This is a genomic window from Bdellovibrio sp. BCCA (assembly GCF_037996825.1).
Lineage (GTDB): Bacteria > Bdellovibrionota > Bdellovibrionia > Bdellovibrionales > Bdellovibrionaceae > Bdellovibrio.
The window spans coordinates 1010759-1032051 of the sequence record NZ_JBBNAC010000001.1 but is presented as its reverse complement, the minus strand read 5'-3'; the positions used below and the strand labels follow the sequence as shown (position 1 = coordinate 1032051).

General features: G+C 45.2%; 23 protein-coding genes. 12 read left to right on the top strand and 11 right to left on the bottom strand.

Translation table 11 applies throughout. From position 1 onward, the window contains the following. The first annotated feature begins 76 nt into the window (after window positions 1-76). Window positions 77-1927: a C1 family peptidase gene (locus AAAA78_RS05105; RefSeq protein ID WP_340590699.1), complete on the top strand. Its 1851-nt coding sequence runs from the start codon at window positions 77-79 to the stop codon at window positions 1925-1927. Window positions 1928-2316: 389 nt separating this feature from the next. Here the strand turns inward: AAAA78_RS05105 and lgt are convergent, their stop codons facing one another. Next, window positions 2317-3375, bottom strand: coding sequence for a prolipoprotein diacylglyceryl transferase (gene lgt / locus AAAA78_RS05100; protein WP_340590698.1), 1059 nt, complete (start codon window positions 3373-3375; stop codon window positions 2317-2319). Window positions 3376-3458: 83 nt separating this feature from the next. Here lgt and AAAA78_RS05095 point away from each other — a divergent pair, with 83 nt between their 5' ends. Beyond that, window positions 3459-4217, top strand: coding sequence for a hypothetical protein (locus AAAA78_RS05095; RefSeq protein WP_340590697.1), 759 nt, complete (start codon window positions 3459-3461; stop codon window positions 4215-4217). Window positions 4218-4234: 17 nt separating this feature from the next. On the opposite strand, the gene AAAA78_RS05090 is transcribed toward AAAA78_RS05095, so the two are convergent. From AAAA78_RS05090 to AAAA78_RS05075, 4 genes are all read right to left on the bottom strand, one after another. Further along, window positions 4235-4975, bottom strand: a complete 741-nt coding sequence (locus AAAA78_RS05090) for a hypothetical protein (protein ID WP_295903111.1) — start codon at window positions 4973-4975, stop codon at window positions 4235-4237. Between the two features lie 99 nt (window positions 4976-5074). Continuing rightward, window positions 5075-5626, bottom strand: a complete 552-nt coding sequence (locus AAAA78_RS05085; protein ID WP_340590696.1) for a hypothetical protein — start codon at window positions 5624-5626, stop codon at window positions 5075-5077. Window positions 5627-5673: 47 nt separating this feature from the next. Then, window positions 5674-6861 carry an RsmB/NOP family class I SAM-dependent RNA methyltransferase gene (locus AAAA78_RS05080; RefSeq protein ID WP_340590694.1) on the bottom strand — a complete coding sequence of 396 codons (1188 nt, stop codon included), beginning with the start codon at window positions 6859-6861 and terminating at the stop codon, window positions 5674-5676. Next, window positions 6858-7487 carry a hypothetical protein gene (locus AAAA78_RS05075; protein ID WP_295903121.1) on the bottom strand — a complete coding sequence of 210 codons (630 nt, stop codon included), beginning with the start codon at window positions 7485-7487 and terminating at the stop codon, window positions 6858-6860. Before AAAA78_RS05075 ends, AAAA78_RS05080 begins: the two co-directional genes overlap by 4 nt. Before the next feature lie 149 nt (window positions 7488-7636). Here AAAA78_RS05075 and nrdR point away from each other — a divergent pair, with 149 nt between their 5' ends. The 6 genes from nrdR (at window position 7637) to AAAA78_RS05045 (ending at window position 11017) form a co-directional block, all read left to right on the top strand. Next, window positions 7637-8218 carry a transcriptional regulator NrdR gene (nrdR, locus tag AAAA78_RS05070; RefSeq protein ID WP_295903123.1) on the top strand — a complete coding sequence of 194 codons (582 nt, stop codon included), beginning with the start codon at window positions 7637-7639 and terminating at the stop codon, window positions 8216-8218. Then, window positions 8157-8564: a transcription antitermination factor NusB gene (nusB, locus tag AAAA78_RS05065; RefSeq protein ID WP_340590692.1), complete on the top strand. Its 408-nt coding sequence runs from the start codon at window positions 8157-8159 to the stop codon at window positions 8562-8564. Before nrdR ends, nusB begins: the two co-directional genes overlap by 62 nt. Further along, entirely contained in the window at window positions 8564-9016 is a 453-nt protein-coding gene (locus AAAA78_RS05060; RefSeq protein ID WP_340590691.1) for a hypothetical protein, read from the top strand. The genes nusB and AAAA78_RS05060 overlap by 1 nt, the downstream gene beginning before the upstream one ends. A 126-nt stretch (window positions 9017-9142) precedes the next feature. After that, window positions 9143-9502: a hypothetical protein gene (locus AAAA78_RS05055; RefSeq protein ID WP_340590690.1), complete on the top strand. Its 360-nt coding sequence runs from the start codon at window positions 9143-9145 to the stop codon at window positions 9500-9502. Window positions 9503-9611: 109 nt separating this feature from the next. Then, a complete protein-coding gene (locus tag AAAA78_RS05050) occupies window positions 9612-10169 on the top strand; it encodes a GTP cyclohydrolase (RefSeq protein ID WP_340590689.1) in 558 nt (185 codons plus the stop codon). Next, entirely contained in the window at window positions 10169-11017 is an 849-nt protein-coding gene (locus AAAA78_RS05045; protein ID WP_340590687.1) for a pyruvate, water dikinase regulatory protein, read from the top strand. The genes AAAA78_RS05050 and AAAA78_RS05045 overlap by 1 nt, the downstream gene beginning before the upstream one ends. Here the strand turns inward: AAAA78_RS05045 and AAAA78_RS05040 are convergent. Continuing rightward, window positions 11014-11463 (bottom strand): hypothetical protein, encoded by a 450-nt coding sequence (locus AAAA78_RS05040; protein WP_340590685.1) that lies wholly within the window; start codon window positions 11461-11463, stop codon window positions 11014-11016. The two genes, AAAA78_RS05045 and AAAA78_RS05040, sit on opposite strands and share 4 nt — an antisense overlap. Window positions 11464-11619: 156 nt before the next feature. On the opposite strand from AAAA78_RS05040, the gene AAAA78_RS05035 reads away from it, so the two are divergent. Continuing rightward, window positions 11620-11886, top strand: a complete 267-nt coding sequence (locus AAAA78_RS05035; RefSeq protein ID WP_340590683.1) for a hypothetical protein — start codon at window positions 11620-11622, stop codon at window positions 11884-11886. 83 nt (window positions 11887-11969) lie between these two features. On the opposite strand, the gene AAAA78_RS05030 is transcribed toward AAAA78_RS05035, so the two are convergent. Then, window positions 11970-13865 carry a methyl-accepting chemotaxis protein gene (locus tag AAAA78_RS05030; protein WP_340590681.1) on the bottom strand — a complete coding sequence of 632 codons (1896 nt, stop codon included), beginning with the start codon at window positions 13863-13865 and terminating at the stop codon, window positions 11970-11972. An 86-nt stretch (window positions 13866-13951) separates the two neighbouring features. Continuing rightward, window positions 13952-14857: a LysR family transcriptional regulator gene (locus tag AAAA78_RS05025; protein WP_340590680.1), complete on the bottom strand. Its 906-nt coding sequence runs from the start codon at window positions 14855-14857 to the stop codon at window positions 13952-13954. 79 nt (window positions 14858-14936) lie between these two features. Here AAAA78_RS05025 and AAAA78_RS05020 point away from each other — a divergent pair, with 79 nt between their 5' ends. Both AAAA78_RS05020 and AAAA78_RS05015 read left to right on the top strand, forming a co-directional pair. Continuing rightward, window positions 14937-15656, top strand: a complete 720-nt coding sequence (locus tag AAAA78_RS05020) for a hypothetical protein (RefSeq protein ID WP_340590678.1) — start codon at window positions 14937-14939, stop codon at window positions 15654-15656. Window positions 15657-15768: 112 nt separating this feature from the next. After that, window positions 15769-16530 (top strand): hypothetical protein, encoded by a 762-nt coding sequence (locus AAAA78_RS05015; RefSeq protein WP_340590677.1) that lies wholly within the window; start codon window positions 15769-15771, stop codon window positions 16528-16530. Window positions 16531-16534: 4 nt separating this feature from the next. Here the strand turns inward: AAAA78_RS05015 and AAAA78_RS05010 are convergent, their stop codons facing one another. The 3 genes from AAAA78_RS05010 to AAAA78_RS05000 form a co-directional block, all read right to left on the bottom strand. Continuing rightward, window positions 16535-17953, bottom strand: coding sequence for a M16 family metallopeptidase (locus AAAA78_RS05010; RefSeq protein ID WP_340590675.1), 1419 nt, complete (start codon window positions 17951-17953; stop codon window positions 16535-16537). A 2-nt stretch (window positions 17954-17955) separates the two neighbouring features. Beyond that, complete coding sequence (locus AAAA78_RS05005; RefSeq protein WP_340590674.1) at window positions 17956-19362, bottom strand: M16 family metallopeptidase; 1407 nt, start codon at window positions 19360-19362, stop codon at window positions 17956-17958. A 105-nt stretch (window positions 19363-19467) separates the two neighbouring features. After that, a complete protein-coding gene (locus AAAA78_RS05000) occupies window positions 19468-19977 on the bottom strand; it encodes a flagellar basal body-associated FliL family protein (protein WP_340590673.1) in 510 nt (169 codons plus the stop codon). Window positions 19978-20149: 172 nt separating this feature from the next. Between AAAA78_RS05000 and AAAA78_RS04995 the strand changes: the two genes are divergently transcribed. Beyond that, window positions 20150-21151 (top strand): L,D-transpeptidase family protein, encoded by a 1002-nt coding sequence (locus AAAA78_RS04995; protein ID WP_340590671.1) that lies wholly within the window; start codon window positions 20150-20152, stop codon window positions 21149-21151. The last annotated feature ends 142 nt before the right edge of the window (window positions 21152-21293 follow it).

Below are 21293 nucleotides of genomic sequence, written 5' to 3'. Positions count from 1 at the left end.
CATCGCGTGTTTTTTCTAGGGAAAATTCAAGTTTGCTCCTTAACATGGAACAAACTTTTTTCAGGGAGAAAACTGAATGAGAAATTATTTAAAACCTGGCAGAGCCGCGATCGCTCTGACATTAAGTCTGTACGTTTCTCATGCATTGGCTCAGCCGAGCTTCGATCGACCGGGTCTTAAGGAGATGACCCAAGAAGAATCACAAAAACTTCACAAACGAAAAATTAAAAAAGTTCATCCGAACCGCCTGGGCTTAGAGCGCGTAAACAAAGAACGCCGTCAAAAAGGCCAGGCTCCTCTGGTTACAGATACGTCTGCTCCAGAGATGGAATTTGATGACGCTCAAAATGGCGCTAAAAACACGAATACAGCACCCGAGACCACAGCTTTGGGATCTGCGCCTGCGCAAGTCGACAACTCTGTGCTGCCTTCATTCCCAGCGATTGCCAATCAAGGCGCCCAGGGTTCTTGTGTCGCTTGGGCCACGACTTACTATCTTATGAGCCACGAAGTGTGTTTGACTTTGGGTTGCGACAACAAGACAGCTCGCGCTCGCGTTTATTCACCGAAGTGGACTTACAACATGATCAACGGTGGGGTTGATAATGGATCTTATTTCTCTGATGCGTTTTCTGTCTTAGAAAAACACGGAGCCGCTTTACTAACAGACTTCCCTTACGACGGTAATTACCTCGGTTGGGATATGACATCAGAGCACTGGAAACGTGCGATTAACTCACGCATGAAAACCATGAGCTACACAAGCATCAACACGGACGCCGGAATTGCGAACGTAAAACAAATGCTTGCGAATGGTCACGTTGTTGTGGTGGGAACTTACATCAACAGTTGGGTTTACAGAACCGTGCAAGCCAACCCGAATGTCGGCTCAAATCCTTTCGTAGGGCAAGCGATCGCCACTTATATGAATGGCACAGTCGCAGGTCACGCAATCACGATCGTGGGATATGATGACACGATCTGGACAGACATCAATGGCAATGGAGTTGTGGAAGCTCAAGAAGTCGGCGCCTTTAAATTCGCCAACTCTTTTGGTAACACTTGGAAAAACCAAGGTTACTCCTGGGTTTCCTACGATGCTCTTAGAGCGACATCAACAGTGCCGGGCTTTGCTCCCGCAGGCCGTGTGCAACTGACACAAAGTGGAACTGCGTTCTATACAACATACACTCCTTACACACCAAAACTTTTGGCAGAAGTGAATATGTCCCACGCCTTGCGTTCGCAAGCTTCGTTGCAATTCGGATCTTCTTCGAACACAGCAACAAGTCCTTCTATGACGTGGACTCCATCAGCCTTCGTCAATCGCGGTGGTGGTTATGCGTTTGACGGAACGACAGTGGAAAAATCCGGCACTTTCTACTTTGATATTTCTTCATTGGCTGGTTCTGATGTGAGCACACAGAAGTTTTATCTAAACATGAAGGACAGTGCTGCAGGTTCTGCATTGACGACTTCAGCGTTTAACGTGATTAACGCCAGCGTTGGAAATACATTGATGTCAGCGCCGGGCGTTCCTATGGCAGTAGACGCGACAACAAAAACATTGGTCGCAGGAACAACACCAGCGCCAACTCCTACACCTACACCGACACCGACACCCACTCCAAGTCCGTCGGATACGATTGCCCCAACAGCTCCAAACTACTTCACGGCAAATCTTGAAACTTATCAAAGAAACAGAAGAGCCCGAGTTGTTTTGAACTGGAAAGGCGCTACAGACAATGTGGGAGTTGCAAAATACTACATCTATAGAAACAACGTTCGTATCGCGACAACGACATCGTTGACATACACGGACGGCAATATTTCCAAAGGTGTGAACCACACATACCAAGTGTCAGCCGTCGACGCCGCAGGAAATGAATCACCAAGATCATTCCCAATCACAGGAATGTGGCAGTAAAATCTCCGAAAGAACAAAAATAGGGGCTCTACTATAGAGCCCTTATTTTTTTGCATCAAAGATTTCAAATCCTTCTGGATAAACAGCAACGCAAAAACGCAGCACTGCTATCCAAAAAAAATCAACCACGTTAGCGAGGAAGAGAGAGTGGGCCTACGGCACTAAAAACCGAGTTCCACAGCGCCAAGAAAGAACAGCAGTAGCAATCAGAAGACTAAAAAAATAAAAAAAGGGAGCCAGCAAAGCTCCCTCAAAGCGCGAGGGAAAAATGGCCATGATGGCCATTTTTCGCGGAGGCCGTAGGCTTGAGGGCAGGAGCCCTCAACACTGTCCGAGAGTTTTTAGTGCCGTAGGCCCACTCTCTCTTCCTCGCGTATCGTCGTTAAGATTTATTTGCGATACAGCTTAACGGATTGTCCTTTTCCCCAACCTGAGATCTTGAGTGAACTCGCACGAGTCCATACAAACATCAAAATTAAACCGACGGCAAACATCGCGATTGAAAGCCACTGTCCACGAGTCAGGCCCAACCATTGGAAGCCGATGTGTGCATCTGGCATACGGAAGTGTTCATCACCGACGCGAACGATCGCATAGAGCAAAACAAACGTCGCTGCGATAAATCCTGGCTTGCGTGGTTTTCTCCACAACAAGAAAAGAATCAAGAATAAGAAAAGGCCTTCACCCAACGCCGCGAAAAGCTGTGACGGATAACGAGGTGTCAACAGCGGAGCAATCGCTTCTTTTGCTGCCGTGTTGCCGTTTTGAATTCCTTCAATCACTTTATTCATGATCGAATAAACCTGATCGCGCGAAACCATATCGAAACGGAATTTATCAACAAGCTCCAACCATTGTTCACGGTTCACGCCGACTTTTTCAACAACAGGCACAAGCTCCGTTAATTTTGTCATATCTTGTGATGGCCACTGCAAAATATCTTGCGGGAATTTCACAGCCAAAGGGAACGTCGAATCACAAGGACGTCCCACAAGTTCTCCGTTGATGAAGTTGGCAATACGACCAAAGAAAACACCGATCGGTCCAGAAACTGCGACAAGATCCAAAAGATACAAAGAGTTCACAGAATATTTACGAGCATACAACAAGCACGCTAGCACGATCCCGATCATGCCTCCGTGGCTCGCCATACCGCCTTCGTTCACCGCCAACACTCCCCAGTACGGAAATGTGGATTTAAATTTCATGAAAAGATCCGGACCATAGAAAATCACGTAGCCCAAACGACCGCCCACCAAAGTACCGATCGCCGCATACGTGATAAAATCGCCGACCATTTGTGGTGTGAGGCCTGCTCTTTGTCTTTTTGCCAACCAAGTAATCAGCAAATAAGCACAGATAAAACCCATCATGTAAGACAGGCCATACCAACGAATTCCAAAATCGCCGGAAATTCTTAGAGCAAACGGATCGAAATCATGAACCACAACGTATCCTTTTTTGAGACGTTAACAGTATATCAAAACGGGAATATTTAGACGCCACCTAATAAAAGCGAGAAAATAGGGACATGTCTAGGTTTTCATCTTTGCTTCTACTGTGCATTATCGCGTTTTCAACGACACCCTCCTTCGCTCAAAGTGGCAGTCGCTGGGGAAGTGGTATCGACTTCACTAAACGAGCGGCCAACCGTGAGGCAGGACGCTGGTCTCTTTCCGAGTGGCTTGAAATGAAAAACAGAAACCGCATGATGGATATGTGGCTTTCTATGAACTCGCCCTCACCTTTTGAGTTCTCACTCGGCGGAACTTACAACTCCTATAAAACCGAAGTGAAAAATCCCGACAGCAGCAGCTCGCACACTTCTTTTGCCGGAGAACTTTCTGCCTACGCACAGTTTGTAGGCGTGACAGCGGAGTATGAAAACAACACGGATGAGCATTTCAACGACCTTGCAGGAATGCTGAACATTCGTCTTTTAGGAAATTCGATTCAGAATACGTCGTTCACCATTCACTATGGCCAACGCACACGGGATGCTGCGACTGGAAAGCTGACACAGCAGTTCGGTCAGGCGTCCCTGCAAGTGTATTTAACAAAGTATTTCGGTCTTGAAGGTAAATACCGTTATTTCCTTCCCACCTCCACGGATGAATTAGGAGATGTGTCGGGAAATATCACCGAGGCGGGGCTTTTTATAGACTTTAAAGCCATTCGCATTTTCGGTAACTGGTACAAGGAGAGCCAGAAAAATAAGATCCCTGCTGCGACGGATGACACAGTCACCGATCGCGCAGGGATTAGGTCAGGAATCAAAATATTCTTCTAAGATTCCTAAAGCGCAGACTAATCCAACTGGATTAGCTTGTTTTCGCCGCTTACGAAGTAAGACTCAGTAGATTGCTCATGAGACATTGGAGAAGTGACTTTCCACTCCATGTTCATTTGCATTCCCGCTACAGGATCACGTTTTGAACCTGTGTTGAATACAGAAGGGATCACAGCAGTTGCATCCAATTGGAAGCCCCAGCCTACAGATACGTTCGCAGGTTGGAAAGTTGCGTTTGTGATGTATTTACCAACGCCGTCAGCAGAACCACCGGCAGTGTAAGTTACACGGTAAGAGTAATCTACAACTGTCATACCGAAACCGTTTTCGTATTGAACGTTGTAAACTTTAGATTGAGGCATGCTCCAACCAGAAAGATCAGACCAGCAAGTCAAACCTTTTGGAAGTGCGTTTGCAGTGTCAATTTTGATGTTAACAACAGGGCGACCTGCGTTGATTACGTTGAAGATCTTTTTACCGATGTTGATGATTTGATCTACGATCAACTCAACAGCATCAAGTGGATTTACAGAACCCAAAGTTTTGTCGCCAGTGAATTTTGGCGCCAAAGGCATTTGAGAAGAGTTGCAATCCGCGTTCAAACCGTTGATTGGTTTCGCGAAAAGTTCAGATTGAGCGTATTGCTCAGTCACGTCAGTTACTTTTACTTTTTTGATTTCGAAGTATGCTTTATCGATTGCGAATGCAGAAGAAGCCATTCCCAAAGTCAAAGCCATAGCTACTAGAGAACGAATCATGAGGACCCCCTTGTTTATTGCCCGTGGGTTCTATCAAGGGGTCTAAGGGGTTTCAAACAAAAAACAGAGGATTTTTAGTCTTTTTTGCGGCGCTTTGTGTCACCACTCTTTAGATACCGATAACATCGGGAATATCCAAGACTTGGAATTAGAGGCGTTCGACTCGACATTAGAAACAGTCTTCTTTGTATAACTTGCAAGAAAGTAGTTCAGAGAAGCCCCAATACGCAGGCCTGGCCTTACTTCTGGAGAGACGCCGAACTGAAACCACATACTGGTTCCCTGCCAAGTTTCTGTGGATGTTCCGTCAGAAAACGTGGCCCGGCTTAAAATATTGTACGCGGCACTCAAGTTATATAATTCGTTTTTTCCAAACTGCCACTTCACATAAGGACCAGTGTCCGTTGAAGAAAATGTTTCTGTTGTCGTATCTTTATCTGTGTGTGAAATGCCAGAGTAATTCCATCCACCCCAAAAATTTTTATTGAGACTGAAGGCCACGCCGACATTATAAAAATATTTCGAAGAGGTTTTTGTCGCCGACGTTGAAAGAGTGTCAGAGAGATAAGTTCCGCCGACCTCCAAAAGAAGACCGGCACGAGCATGTGATGTCATAAGAATAATAATAAGTACGGCAAATAAATTCTTCACAGGATCTTTATCGGCGCACTCACGAAAATGTCTCAGTCCGGGAAGGTCTAGTTTCGCTTTAAAAGAGCGGCATAAAAACCGTCGAAGCCTTCTTTGTCTGGACGAAGGTGAATCTGTTTTACCAGAGTCCAACGCTCCCCGTGTTCCGCCAAGAATCTTTCGATCTGTTTTTCATTTTCACTCGGAAGAAGGCTGCAAGTGGCGTAAACCAACTGCCCGCCTTTTTTCGTGATATCGCAATAGCTCGTTAAAATTTCGTACTGCAAGTCATGAAGACGCGCAATTTCGTCATTAGAAAGTTTCCACTTTGAATCCGGATTGCGACGAAGAACACCCATTCCTGAACAAGGAACATCAAGCAATACACGATCTGCGGTATCGTACAAACGCTTGATCACTTTGCTGGAATCAATCACACGCGTTTCAATCACGTCCACACCGTCGCGGCGTGCGCGAACTTTCAATTCTTGCAATTTCCACTCGTGAATATCCAAGGAAATAATCTTTCCCTTGTTCTTCATGAGTGAAGCCATGTGCAAACTCTTGCCACCTGCGCCGGCACACGCATCGACTACGCGATGGCCTGGCTGCACATCCAACAATGGAACCACCATTTGCGAAGCCGCATCTTGAACTTCAAAAAGACCTTTCTTGAAAGGCTCTGTGATGAATACGTTTTTGCGTTCAGTGAGTTTCAAAGCATGAGGCAAATCCGGAGACACTTTCACAGCAGAAATTCCTGCTTCAGCGAGAGTCTTTAACAATTCATCCGGAGTTGTTTTTAAAATATTCGTACGAAGAAAAACTTCCGCAGGCTGATTCAAAGCGCGAACCACGTCTTTGTAATCAGGACCCAACTCTTGCGCTAAACGCTGCTCCATCCAATCAGGAATAGACTGCGCAATCGCGAAGGACGGAATGTCTTTCATGCGAGTTTGCACGTCTTTCGCGGAAAGGCCGTCAAGCTCTTCCCAGTCAGGAAGCTCGTGACCTTGGCGAACCCAATAAGCTCCCCAGATTTTCCAGAAGTCGTTGTCATCAGCAAGATAACTGAGAAGACGTTCCCAACGGACGATCTCGTAGACGGACTCTGCAAAAAATCTTCTGTCGCGAGAGCCCCATTGTTTTTGCGCTTTGAGATTGCGCTGAATAACTTTGTCTGCGTACTGCCCCTGTTCAAAAACTTCGTCAAGGGCGCCAATAATAGTTTCTACGAGATGCTTATGAATCTTCAAAATGTAAATACCAATCCACCTGATAAGAAGGTGCCGTTAAATTGCCCGGAAGAGAGCAGATGAATGTGGTTTTTTAAACCAGCTTCAATGAAGAATCCAGTGTTTTCAAAAATATCAAAGAACCGTGCACCTAATACCAACTGGTAGTCGAGCGACAGAGCGGATTTGCTGTTGGTTTGTTTGAAAAAAACTCCCAGTCCGACACCTGCGCCAAAATATAACGGAAAGCGCGAGCCCGCATCGGGAAATGTGAGGAGAGGCATGAAAGAAAGTTTCGAAGGATTTTCTCCCGGCAAATCAAATTCCGCATAGTCGATGCGCAAATTGAGATCCATCGAGTTTTGCCATTCACCCACACGGTAAGTGACTCCAAAAGTGTTTCCACCGACATCGTCTTGCTGACCGTTTTTACCCCAGTCGTAAGATTGTGAGGACATGTAACGACCAAAATGCAGAGCTAAAAAGTGATCCGTGGGCCCGGGATTTCCCGCCTGGTAACTTTGCGCGGGATCGCGTTTTTGAAAGTAACGAGCGGCAGCGTCACGGCCGACCACAGGTTGTGACTCTTGTGCTAAAGCAGCGGAGCCCATCAGCAAGGGCAAAATCAATGATAGAAAAGTCTTCACACGCACCTCATTTTCTGCTCCCTATTCTATCCAGTTTTTAGCCCGCTATGTAAGTCTAATGACGCGTATGGTTATTAGACCTGGACACGTTGACTCCCAAGGGCCGCATCCCTAATCTCCAGGCAGCTTTTAGGACGGGACCAAAGACTATGAAATGCCCCTTTTGTGGACATGCAGACGACAGAGTTTTAGATACTCGAGTGCAGAAAGATGGCAGCATCCGCCGCCGTCGTGAATGTCTTGAGTGCAAAGCTCGTTTTTCGACAGTCGAGACGATCATGCTCGCCTTCCCGTTCATCATTAAAAAAGACGGACGCCGCGAACCTTTTAGCAAAGAGAAAATCTTAAAGGGTCTTCAAGCTGCCTGCCAAAAACGTCCTGTGAGCTTGGCACAGATTGATGCCGTGGTTGAAAGAATCTCTTCCTGGGTTGTGAACCGTGGTGAGAGTGAAATTTCATCTCGTCTTATCGGCAAAAAAGTGATGGCGGAATTAAAACAACTCGACGACGTGGCTTACATCCGCTTTGCGAGCGTGTACCGCACCTTCAAAGACGTCCAAGAGTTTGTGGAGACACTGGAAGACGCTGAACTGCTTGATTTTGTCGATGCAAATAATCCACAATTAAGTCTCACAGCGATGAACTTTGTAGAAAACGAAAAGAAACCAAATGAAACTGACAGCAAGACGACAAGCCCGCGAACTCGCACTCCAAATCCTCTTTCAAACTGAGTTCGCACCTCAGATCAGCTACCAAACATTCCTCGATGTTTTTGAGCAAAGTGTTGATCCAGAAGTGATCGACTACGCCGATCTTTTGGTCACAGGCGTGCAATCCAATAAAGCCGCTGTAGATTCTAAAATCCAAGCGTCGAGTGCTCACTGGAAAGTGGAGCGTATGGCGACGATCGATCGCAATATCTTGCGCATCGCTGTTTACGAAATGAAATTCGCCAAAGATCCTATTAAAGAAAACATCGCGATCAACGAAGCCGTTGAGATCGCGAAAAAATACGGAACGACAGAGTCTGCAAGTTTCGTAAATGGTCTTCTTGATCAAGTGAGCAAGGTGCACTAATGGCCATAAGCGTGCTTTCCCAAGCCAGCGCTCTGAATCCCGGTTCTGACCTATGGATCGTGCCTGACTTGGAAAAGTCGCAGTGGACTGCCAAGCTTGATTGGTATTTGAATTTCCAAATCTGCAAATCGTCCCGTCATCGCACGCACGCTCTCCCCTCTTATCTCAAAGAAGTTTTGGCAGAGACCGAGCTTGAAAAAAAATCTTTAAGAACCAAAGACACAGCTCCTTTGATGATCGCTTCTTCGGAGTTGCTTCCCAATAAGTGGGTTGTGATTTTGCCATGGCAAGGTGACTTGTCTGCGTGGACATCTCAGGCTTTCGAGATTTGGCAAAAGTTGAAAGAGCCAACAATGCGTGTTTTTCTTCCGCCTGGACAAAGTACAGGAAACTTACAACTGGCGTGGAAAACCCATCACGAAGTGCAAGACTTCACCGTAGTTCTTGATTAGTAGCATTTAAATCCTCCGCTGTATTTTATCATCCAGTCCCAATGGTCGCGTTTACTTGCTCTTCCCGGGTTTTTAAAATCTTGTTAAGAGCATAACGCTCGACACGTGAAAAAATCGGGAGGGACTATGAAAACTCTATCTCTACTTTTTGCTTCCTTTGTCTTTTGTCTGATCACAAACAGCGCCCAGGCCCAGGGTGAACAGTCGACCGAAGGAGGACAGGGCTCACTGCCGAACGTTTTCTCTGACGAAACGATGACGTTGCCGGATTTTGCAGAAAGACTTTTGACTCCGAATCCTGACTCACAACCAGGCACTCAAACTTACACGTGCCGAGCTTGGACAACATGTCCCGGTGGTTATCGCATCTCTTGTTGGTCACGTGGTTATCGCTGTTATTCAGAAGTCACTCCGGGATATCGCGTTTACTGTAGTGCGACTTCCAAATCCGGATACACCAAATACTGGGTTTACTATTGCTACTAAAATTTTCTAATCACGGCGGCCTGGAATTTCGTCTAGGTCGTCAATAGCTCACTGTCTTGCTTGATTAAACCGCCACTTCTCCTCAGAATAAAACTTAAGGGGAACGTGCATGGAAAAATTATCTCAATCTTTAGTTTCAAAATTCACAAAATTGCAAAGACGTTTTGAGTCTTTCTTGGACAACGATTTTGAAAATAAAGTGGAAGAGACAGAACGCAATCAAGCCAGCTTTGAAGCCTCTCGTGATGTCTCTTTGGTTCGTGGTTTGTCTCAAGGTTTACCAGAAGATCATATCGATCGCGCGATTGTTGTGTTTTCTCGCTTGGCGATGATGTTTGATGCGGGAGTTTTATTGGAAAATCACGACAGCCAATGGAGAGCACAAGCTTATTTCCATAAAGGTGTGAGCCAGCTTTTAAAGAACAACGGTAAAACTGTTGTGAAACTTCCCGACATGACTTTGATGTCAGTACTAAAAACGGATTCACGCTCGATGCTTGAAAAACTGCAGTTGCAACACCTTGATCCGGATCACAAAACGACATGCCTTGTGATTAAAGCAAGCCCCGACTTTGCGTTTATTTTATTTTCCGGCATGGCAGACTTGTGGCTCAAGGAACATATCGAAAACGTGCGCCGTTCCCTTATCAATGGATTTGCTGACTAATGAGCGAGAACGAAAACAAAACCTACACGATTTATATTCTTTCTGACAGTACAGGCGAAACAGCTGCGACGATGATTCGTGCCGCCTTGGTTCAGTATTCTACTAAAGACATCAATATGATTCGCTGTAAGAACGTGCGCACAGAGACTCAAGCCGAAGCTGTGATTGAAGAATGTTTTGAGCGCCGTGGAATGCTTGCTTATACGGTAGCCAGCCAGCAGCTTCGCAATAAGATTCGCGAAATGGCATCTGGAAAAGGCATTCCTTATTTTGATTTGCTGGGTCCTCTTTTGAGTACATTGGATGTGTTCTTTGGCGAGCACTCTGAATCTCATGTCGGTGCTCTTCGTGCAGTTGATGAAAGATATTTCAAACGCATTGAAGCGATTGAATACACCGTGAAACACGATGACGGAAAAACTTTCGCCGAACTGGATAAAGCTGACATCGTGTTAGTGGGCATTTCCCGCACAAGTAAAACTCCTTTGTCGATTTTCTTAAGCCACAAAGGCTGGAAGGTCGCCAACGTTCCTTTGGTTTTGGATACACCCCTGCCAGAAGAATTATTTAAGATCGATCAGCGTCGCATTGTCGGTTTGATTATCGATATGGATTCCTTGCAAAGAATTCGCAAAAGCCGTCTTGAAAAATTTGGTCAAGACCCTGGAGGCGAATACGCTTCCATGGCTCATATCGCCAAAGAAATTGAATATGCGGAAAAAATCTTCAAGCAGAATCGCCGCTGGCCCGTATTCAACGTCACCGAGCGTGCGCTAGAAGAAAATGCGAGCGAGATTGTTCGTATTATCGCCGCTCGCCTGGGATTGCCTGACAGCGTGATCTTTTAGTTCTTTTCCCCGCCCCGTTTATTGGCGAAGAAATAAACTTTCCCGTCAGAAACTTGCATCACAAAACGATCTGCCATAGAGCTTTCAAAAACCATTTCAAAATTGGGAGCTTGTGGCAGTTTTAAGTCTTCCGCCGTCACGACGACTTCAACATTTTTATGACCAATCGTCACGTGAGCTGAAGGTAGAAATCTAAATGTACAACCTGAACCTTCTTCGCCGACGCCACAATCCATTTTGATACTTCCGTCCGGAGATATCAAAGTCGCTTTGCCGCCGAGGCCCAAAACTTCCATCATCTCTACCAAGCGCATCGAGCGATTGTGATTTTCATTGATAAGAACATTTACTTTTTCCGGACGATAGAAAACGCCGACAGAGTCCGAAGCTGCGAAAGCCGAAGAAGTCGCCAGCATTGAAACAAGAATCATCAAACACGTTTTCATAAGTCCTCTCTTTGAAAGTTCATGACATGGTTTTAAAACTGATTACCACTGCCTTTCGGATACTTGCAATGACCTTCTTGTTTTGTCGCAGGGATTCCCAAAAGAAATGGAAAACCCTCCTTGCCCTTTCTAATCTCCAAAAAAAAAGGAGACCTTATGAAGAAATTAGCTTTGATGATTCTCATGACACTTTCAATTAGCTCGGCATTTGCCATGGACACGGTGTCTTCCGTGGATCAGCTTCCAGCCAATGCTGTGATTGAGCCTCTTATCACAACGACAAGCTTTGAACGCCCGCAGTGCCCGCGCGGTTATGTGGTCGCAAAAAAATATTGCTGGAGCAAAGAGGATTTTTGTTTTCATCACTGCGGTTACATTTGCAGTAAAATTCCACCTTCAAACGACCGCGATAGCCGTCACTAGATTTCCAAGGTAAAGCGGTAATAAAAAAGGCTTGTGCAAAATCAAATCTGCACAAGCCTTTAAGAAAAGATTTATTTAATAACTTAAGCCGCTTTGCGATCCGCGTGTTCTACCTCACGAGTCGGAAACGGAACCGTTTCACCGTGTGGGTCTTGAGCAGAGTCGCCGTACACCACAAGGTTCAACTCATCCACAACTGTTTTCATGATTTGCGCCTGAGTATTGATCTCATCCGCTGTGCCTGCGATTTCTTCCGAAGATGCCGCATTAGATTGAACGGATTGATCCAATTGGTTCATCGCTTTACCGATTTGTGCAATACCTGTGGATTGCTCTTCACTGGCCACGGCAATTTCATTGTTCAAGTCAGAAACTTTTTTCACCGACTGAACGATATTTTTTAGCATGTCGCCGGATTTCGCTGACTTCATAGTGCCGCGTTCGATTTTTTCTACGGATTCTTTGATAAGGCCCGTGATATCTTTTGCTGCCGATGCGGATCTCTGCGCCAAAGAACGAACGGCTTCCGCAACAACGGCGAAACCTTTACCGTGCTCGCCGGCACGAGCGGCTTCAACGGAAGCGTTCAATGCCAGAAGATTTGTTTGGAAAGCGATATCGTCAATCACGTTGATAATCTCTTCGATCTTTTTAGAAGAATCCGAGATTTCATTCATTGAAGACAAAAGCTCCTGCATTTCTTTTTCACCTTGAACGGCAACGTCAGAAGACGCTGACGACAAAGAGGCTGCTTGTTTCGCGTTATCAGAATTCATTTTCACCATGGATGTCATCTCTTCAAGAGCCGCCACAGTTTCCTCTAAAGACGCCGCAGACTCACTGGAAGATTGAGACAACGATTGACCAGCAATCGACAGCTGTTGAATTGCCGAAGACACTTGATCACCGGAACTTTGTAATTTCTTAGACAAGGCACTGACCGATTTCGAAATATAACGAGCAATCAGGATCACGGCCGCAAGAAGGAAAAGGATTCCCGTCAATGCGATCACCACTTGCGTCCACACCATTGAATTTGCTTCCGCCAAAACGGTTTTTGTTGGTGTGCGCACAATCAAGGCCCACGGCTCCTCAGTGTTTCCAACAGCCAACGGAGTTACAACATAAAGATATTCATTGTTGTCTTTTGGATCAATACCTGTGATTTGGATCTCTTCACCTTTTTTAACGGCTTCTTTAAATTTATCCGCCTCAAATGGATACTGAGCTTCTTTTGTGATCAGTTTTTCATCTGGATGAGAAACGTAGTTTCCCTTTGCTGTAACAAGGAAAGCTTCAGATGTCTCAAATGGTTTAATCGAAGCCGCCTTCTTTTGGATTTCTTTCAAAGGAAGATCGACGCCGGCCACACCATAGAATTTTCCTTCAATCACAATAGGAACTACAGCAGATGTCATCAACACTTGCACGCCATCAATGGGATAAAGATAGGGCTCAACCATGGTTTCTTTTTGACGGCTTTTGGGAACTAAATAGTAATCGCCTTCACCGGGATTCGTATAACCAATCAACGGAGTCAAAGAGGCTTTGCCACCTTCCCAGTTCATGTAAGGAACAAAACGCCCTGAAGCATCGTTGCCTTTGGTGTTTGCGTATTGCGCGTCTTTGCCATCCCACGCATTCGGCTCCCACCCCGTCCATGTGCCAATAAGAAATTTATTTTTAACTAAAATCTCGTGAAGAGCTTCGTTGATGTTTTCACGACCCGTGTAGCCCACTTTTTTGTAAGCTTCCAGAATGTGCGCCATGTTGCGGGCGATGTCCAAGCCGTGCTCCACTTCCAAACGCATTTCAGTCGCATAAGCACGCGCCGTTGCCACTGTTTTGTCTGTCGCCCCTTTTTTGGCCGTCTCGTGACCGTTACGAGCCATCAAGAACGTCATTGTTCCCAACACCAATAAAGCGATGAGAATAATGGGAACAGCGAGCTTCACTTGAATTGAATAGTACTTTTTCATTAACATTCCTTCTTCACATTAAGACAAGATCTACTCGTGTCTTTTCGGAAGAAGGAGTGATTAAGTTAGGTCCAGACAGATGAAAACTAACCTTTCTCCTGTTGAGCCATGGTTTGATAAAAAATCTCGACCAAAGCTTTATTGTCGGAGTTCTTTTTATAATAGAACATCAGATCGATTTCATAGTGAAGGTCCTTCACGTAGACGCGGTTCAAACGTCCGGAGCGCACTTGTTTTTTGATTGAGTGCGCTGGCAAAAATCCCCAACCTAAGCCCGCTTCGATCACGCGCTTTAATGTTCCTACATTGGCTGATTCAAAAATCGAGGCGACTTGTAAACCCAGAGCCTGCAATTTGCTGTTCACAAGACCACTGAATCCTGGAAACTCATCCGTGAAATTCACCAATGGGAAGGCACTGATATCTTTCATCGTGATCTGCTGAGGCATTTTTTCATCTTTGCTTGAACCCACCAGCCACATCTCTTCCTTTACCAGGAATTTCTGTTCGCAGTTTTCCAGCTCTGCAGAAAACTCCACCTTCGCGTCCGGAAGAATCAAGATGTCATACTGACCTTTTTTAAAACCTTTGATCAATTCGTCACCGCGTTCGTAATCGATCTTCAACATCAGATCCGGATTGTGGCGCATAAGTCGACCCACAATCGGACTCATTAAGTGAAGACCGAGTGAGTTCAATGTCCCAATTCGAAGCTGCCCCTTCATTTGATTGCCGATGGATTTGATCGCGATTTCCGCTTGTTGTGTCAGATTGATAATTTTTTTGGCGTACTCGTAGAGGACTTCGCCTTGAGGAGTCGCTTTAATTTGGCGTACACCGCGCACCAAGAGCTCCACACCTAGATCTTCCTCCAGATTGCGAATTTGCTGGGAAACTGCGGGCTGAGTCAGATAAAGCTTATCAGCTGCAGCCGTCATGCTGCCCTCACTGATGACTGTTACAAAGGTGGTCAGCTGATAGAGGTTCTTCACCGGAAATTTCTCCTTTTGCTCTTTGATCCGAAGGAACTTTGTTATTATACTTAATAAACAAACCCAGCAAGAGGTCCGCATGAAGTATAGTTTGTTCGCGTTACTCGCCGTTATTCTACTCAGTTTTAGCGCCCATGCAAAAGTCTTTCGTAATGCTTACATCGCATTCGAGATGCCAGAGACTTGGAAGTGCAACTTGGAGCAAACCGAATGGGTCTGCCGAAGTGAACAAACGAAGGAATCCAAAGAAGCCATCATCATTCTTACAGCGAAAGAAGTGGGTCCGACAGACACCTTCGCTCTTTATGAATCTCACTTAAACTCTCCGATCTCCGTAAACCTTCGCGGTGGCGGCACGACAGAGTCTAAAATCGTTTATAAAGCGAAAAGTGTGCAAATCAATGACCAGACATGGGTGGATTCTTTGCACTTAGGATCGGAAGTTCCTAACTACTTCACTCGTTATCTTGCAACGATCAAAGATAAAATCGCGATCCTTGTGACATTCAGTGCGCACAAGCAGTACTACACGAAATACAGCCAAGATTTCTTTAAAGCCGTGATGAGTTTGCGTGTGATCGCTTCAAAAAATCTTTTGGCGAAACCAGACCTTGGTCCAATCCGTCCTGGTTCTGAAACCTTGGGCGCTCCGATCAGCTCGGCAATGCCTGCCGATATGATTCAAGGAGACGGCACGGAAAGCAAAGGGAGCAATAAGGCTATGCTTCTAGGCGGAGCCCTTCTGCTTGCAGCCTTGGGTGCGATCATCTTCCTCCGCGCACGTAAGAAAAGAAAATAAGAACCGTTTCAAACTGAGACACTGTTCTTAAGAAAACGAGGGGCTTCTCCGAAAAGTCTGTATGACTTCCCTCAGGAGAACCACCCTCGTTTTGTTTTTTATGGGCTGTTGCTTGCTCTTTCAAAACTGCAGCAACTCGAGTTCTGATTCCGCTACAAGTTTTCCTTTTTCCAGTCCGAATCTTTATTTTAAATCTACGCAAAAAGTCGTCGTTGAAGTCTACTATGAACCGGGAGCGGAGCCCTATGAGGGAACGACTTTGTCGGGCATGAACTACTGGCAGATTTTAGAAGATAATTTAAATTCGATTTTTCAATACCGCAGCAGTCCTCCGGTTCTTGTGGTGCCCAGAGCTTTGAATCAAATGACCGCCATCCCCTCTCAAAACCGTACAAGCTGGTTTGGCACTGATATTTTGAATTTAAGCAAACAGTATCGACAAACTGAATCCACCTCCAACGAAGCCCACTTCTACCTTTATTTCTTAAAAGGTAATTACAATCCCGGCTCTGGAGCGACAGCCAGCGTGATCGGTGTGAGCCTTGGCGGCACACCTATTATTGCGATCTTTAAGGATGTGATTCAAAACTCAGGTAACAATCCCAATGGTCCCGTTCCCAAATATGTCGAGCAAAGTACGATGGTGCATGAGATCGGTCATGCGTTGGGATTTGTTAATAACGGTGTACCGATGGTGACTCCTCACCAAGACACGGCTCATGGTGCACACACCACAAATACAAACTGTGTGATGTACTGGCAAAACGAAGGCGCCAGCGATCTTTCTTCATTCGTTCAGCATTATATTACGACGGGGTCCACGGTGATGTGGGGACCTGAAGTTCTGCAAGACGCGCAGAACTTCAGTCAGTGATTCTTTATTTCGCTTTTACGATTTCTGGTTTGTATTTTTCAAATTGCGGAATGATGTTTTCATTTCCGTAAACCAGCACTTTGAATTTATTAGGATCAACGGCCTTTTTGAAAGCCGCGTTGGAATCTTTCAGTCGAAGATTTGCGACGTTCTTATTAAAGTCCGTCAAATAGTCCACCGGAATTCCGTAAAAATCCAAAGCCAAAAGATTGTAAGCCAAGCGGTCCGCAGTCTCAATCGCACGCGGGAACTGACCAATCAGCTGATTGCGTGAGGCCGTGATTTCAGACTCTTGCGCTCCGTTGTTCAAATAATCTGTCACAACTTTCAAAGCCTCATCCAAGGTCTTTCCAGCCGTTTCATTCTTCGTAAATGTCGAAATGTCAAAACTTCCACGCTCTTTTCTTACGTCAAAGAAAGAATAAATCGAGTACGTCAAACCCAGATCGTCGCGAACTTTTTGATTCAAGCGGCTGGCAAAGCTTCCGCCCAACACTTCATTACCTAAACGCAGTGCCAAGTAATCAGGATCGTTGCGTGAAATTCCCAATTCAGAGATACGGATTTGCGTTTGCTGCAAACCTTTTTTCACGATCAATTTCACCTTTAAAGAATCCGACGCCGGAGGAGTTGCCACATTCACAACCGGAATTGTTCTTTTCGTCCACTTAGCAAAAACATCCTGGATTCTTTTTTCATAAGCTTCATCAAAGCTTCCGACAACAGCCAAAGACGCATTGTTGGGACGGTAGAATGTCAGGTAGTGTTTGATGATATCTTGCTTGCTGGTGCCGCGAAGAGATTCAATCGTTCCATTCACGTCACGTCCATAAGGATGATCACCAAATACAAACTTATCCGACTCATCATCCGCGTACGATGAAGGATTGTCGATTTTCTTTTGTAAGCCCGCGATCATTTGCGCGCGAATACGGGAAATTTCAGTGCCTTTAAATGCCGGATTCATCGCGACGTCTGCAAATAACTCCAAAAGTGTCTCTGAACCCGTCGTGAGAGAATCGGCGTACACAGTCGTTACATCCGCACCAGGAGAGATATCTAAAGAAGAGCCCAATTGGCCGAAGTCGTCAGCAATTTTCATCGCATCTTTAGATTGTGTTCCCTGCTCCAGAAGATACGCTGTCAACGCATTCAAACCCGGATGTTGAGCCGGCTCTTGCATGGAGCCTGTTTTCATCATCAGTGTCAGACTCACACGCGGCAATGAAGCATCGTGAACGTAGAATACTTTGAGGCCATTTTCTAAAGTGATTTCTTTATAAGGCTGCAATTTAAAAGAGCCATTGCCTTTTGTCACATATCCCGAAGAAGGAGTTTTATCCCCTTTTTTTGAAGAACTTGAGCACGCGACAAACGAAGCACAAATCAAAGGAAGGGTTAGGGCTACTGTTATCTTCTTCATAACTATTCCTTTTTCGCCTTAGGCTCTAGGGTGATGATCGAACGCTGAGTTTGCTGCGTATATTTATCCGCCGCTTTTTTGATCTCATCTGCCGTGACAGCTTGGTATTTCTCAAGATCCGTGAAAAGGCTTTCATAAGTTCCTGTCACGATTTCATTCACCGCCAAAGCGCGGGCTTTTCCGTCCATTGTTTTAAGACTGTCCACGAGGTCTTTCATGACTTGTGTTTTAGCTTTTTCCAATTCCTTGTCAGTGACTTTTTGATTACGCAACTTCCAGATTTCGTTATAAACAATGTCCAAAGCTTCTTGAGTGCCCACTCCTGGTTTCATATTCACGCCCACACCTAAAACGCCAGCGTCTTTCATTGCGTAGTTATAAGCGTAAGCTGATGTAGCAATTTGTTTTTGGTAAACCAGGCGCTTATGCAGACGGCTGGATGTACCATAGCCCAGGATATTGGCAGCTAAATCTAGAGCGTACATATCCGGTTCCCCTTGACGAGGACTTTGGAAAGCCACAACAAAGGAATTGTTTTGCACGTCTTTTTTAAGAGTCGCGTTCTGCTGAACTTTTTGTGGCGGCTCGGCAGGGTGTTTTACTTCCGGCAATGGTTTGGAAGGCAATTTGCCGTAGTATTTTTCAATCAGACTTTTTACTGTTGAAGTTTTAAAGTCACCGACGATAACCAACACGGCATTGTTCGGCACATAGAACGTGTTATAGAAAAAACGCAATTTTTCAGAGTCATAGTTTTCAATATCTTTCATGTAACCGATCACAGGCCATCTGTAAGAGTTCACTTTGAACATCGTGCCCATCATCAATTCGCGCAAAAGACCCATTGGGTTGTTATCCACGCGCCAACGACGTTCTTCTTTCACGACTTCTTTTTCACTCTTAAGATCTTCAGGACTGATCAACAAAGAACTCATGCGGTCGACTTCCATGTCCATCACTAATTCAAGTTTTGAACTTGGAAGATTCTCATAGAAACCAGTGTAGTCATTTGTCGTGAAAGCATTATTTGTGATTCCGTTTTCGTGGAAGATGCGATCAAACGCTTTGCCGTCATATTTTTTTGCGCCCTTAAACATCATATGTTCAAGCATATGTGCCGCACCTGTGACACCAGGGTATTCATCACGGGAACCTACGCGATACCACGTGTGATAACTCACCATCGGAACGGCATGGTCTTCAAGCAGAAGAACCGTGAGTCCGTTATCCAAAACAAACTTTGTGACCGGCAAAGAGATTTTAAGATCACTTTGTTGAGCCCATCCCTTGATGGCTCCGATCACTTCACTTTTTTCGGGTTTATTAGGGAGTGTCGGTGTGGGTTCGACGGCTAGGACGGTCGCGGAAAAGCAAAGTCCTAAAAGCAAAAGCGAAAAACGTTTCTTCATAGCTGCTTCTTTCGTTGAATATGCGATAAACCTTAGTTTGAAACCCCAAGGCTATGAATTCAACGAATAGAGGACATTTAAGACTTTTGTTCGGCGAAGACTGCTTTACTGCACAACGAAGTCAGAGAAAAAGACATCCTTCACAACGCCGCGATGAAGAATGCCATTCACTTCGCCAGCGATTTTGTCTTTTAAAAAGAGTTTGCCTTGAATGCTGTCTAGGTCCGCGAAGGACTTATCATTTAACAAGCGTACAATGCGGTCACGAGCTTTTGCGCGGTTTTCAGGTTCCATCACTTCTTCGAAACCCTCTTTACCAAGCATTTGCAGATTCACTTCCAAACGGATTGTGCGCTTGGGTTCGCCACCCAAATTCACAGTGAACTTATCCATTGTGTACACAAGCGGAGAAAGGTCGGCTTCATCGGAAGTAGACGCCAATTCGCGCTCAGCATCTTCTTCTGTGATTTTGGGATTTTCCCAACCCATCGTCGAGGCGTAAACCATGTAACCCCCTGCTCCCATCACGGCGATATTCAGAACCGCAAAAGCGATTTGCAGAATCATTCCTAGGTTGCGCTTGGGAGCTGGAGCTTTTTCTTGTGTTTCAGCCATGTCTAACTACCTCTTCATTGAAAGATATCGGTGAAACAGGCCTAGGTCTTAAGATCTAAGACCCTATTTCTTCACATTTATTAAGGAAAAATCTTAGACAAAACGTCCAAGCTTTAGACATACGAGGACAGGTACTTGACAAGAATAAGACACTTCCGACCATAATAGAGATATGAGACGTTTCCTCACGGGCTGTGCTTTATCTTTGCTAAGTCTGCCAACACTGGCGGGCCCTGCTGTCACGTCTAATTCTCAGCTTGAAACGGAACTTCTTCCAGCTCCCCTTTTACAAATCTCAGAGACTGAAGCGTTTTCTCGCTACGTTTTTCTTGTCGATAAAGAACAACGTAAGCTCACCGTCTTTGAGCGCAATGGCGAGAAAATCAAAAAAGTGGAAGAGTACCCTGCTGACATCGGTAAAGCCGGTGGCAATAAAACAAAACGCGACGATCACAAAACTCCGGAAGGTATTTACTTCTTAGAGCAGCGTTTATCTCAACCAAAAATCCCTTTCAATCTTTATGGAGCTTTGGCCTTCACGACAAACTATCCAAATCTATTTGACCAAAGAGAAAAGAAAACAGGTTCCGGCATCTGGCTGCACGCCATTCCCGACACTGTGCCTTTGACTCGCGGTTCAAGAGGCTGTGTCGTGGTTCGCAATGAGGTGATTAAAAAGCTTGCCGACTATATCAAGCTTCGCGAAACACCGATCTTGATCTTTGATCACGTGAATTATCTTTCGAAAGAAGATCACGAAAAACGCCGCCTGGAACTGAACACTTTTGTTGAAGGCTGGCGCCAAGCCTGGGAAAACCAAGATATCGAAAAGTACATGAGCTTTTACGATAGAGACTTTAAAGCCCCGGGTTTTAACTTCGATTCTTGGAAAAACCATAAAGCCAACTTGAAATCCAAATACGAATTCATCAAGGTTCATCTTTCTCAACCCTACATTGTTCAACACAACGACCAGTTGTTAGTGAAGACACTGCAAAGATACGAGTCGGATAAACATGTCGACTACGGTGTTAAAACGATCTACGCATTAAAGTCCGGCAACACTTATAAAATCATCCGCGAAGAGTGGACGCCATTTAATCAAAAAGAAGTCACAGCTGCTATTGCTCGTGACAACTCACTCACAGCTCAAGCCAACCAAAGCCAACAGTAATTTAAGGCAACATTCGTCAAAGTATTTTCATTTGGGTGCCCTGCTTTGTCTTAAAACGGGAGACGTCTCATCCTGAGACACTGAATTCAAATATATCTCGTTTTAAAAGGCATATCCCTTGCTCTCTTTTTTAAAAAATCAA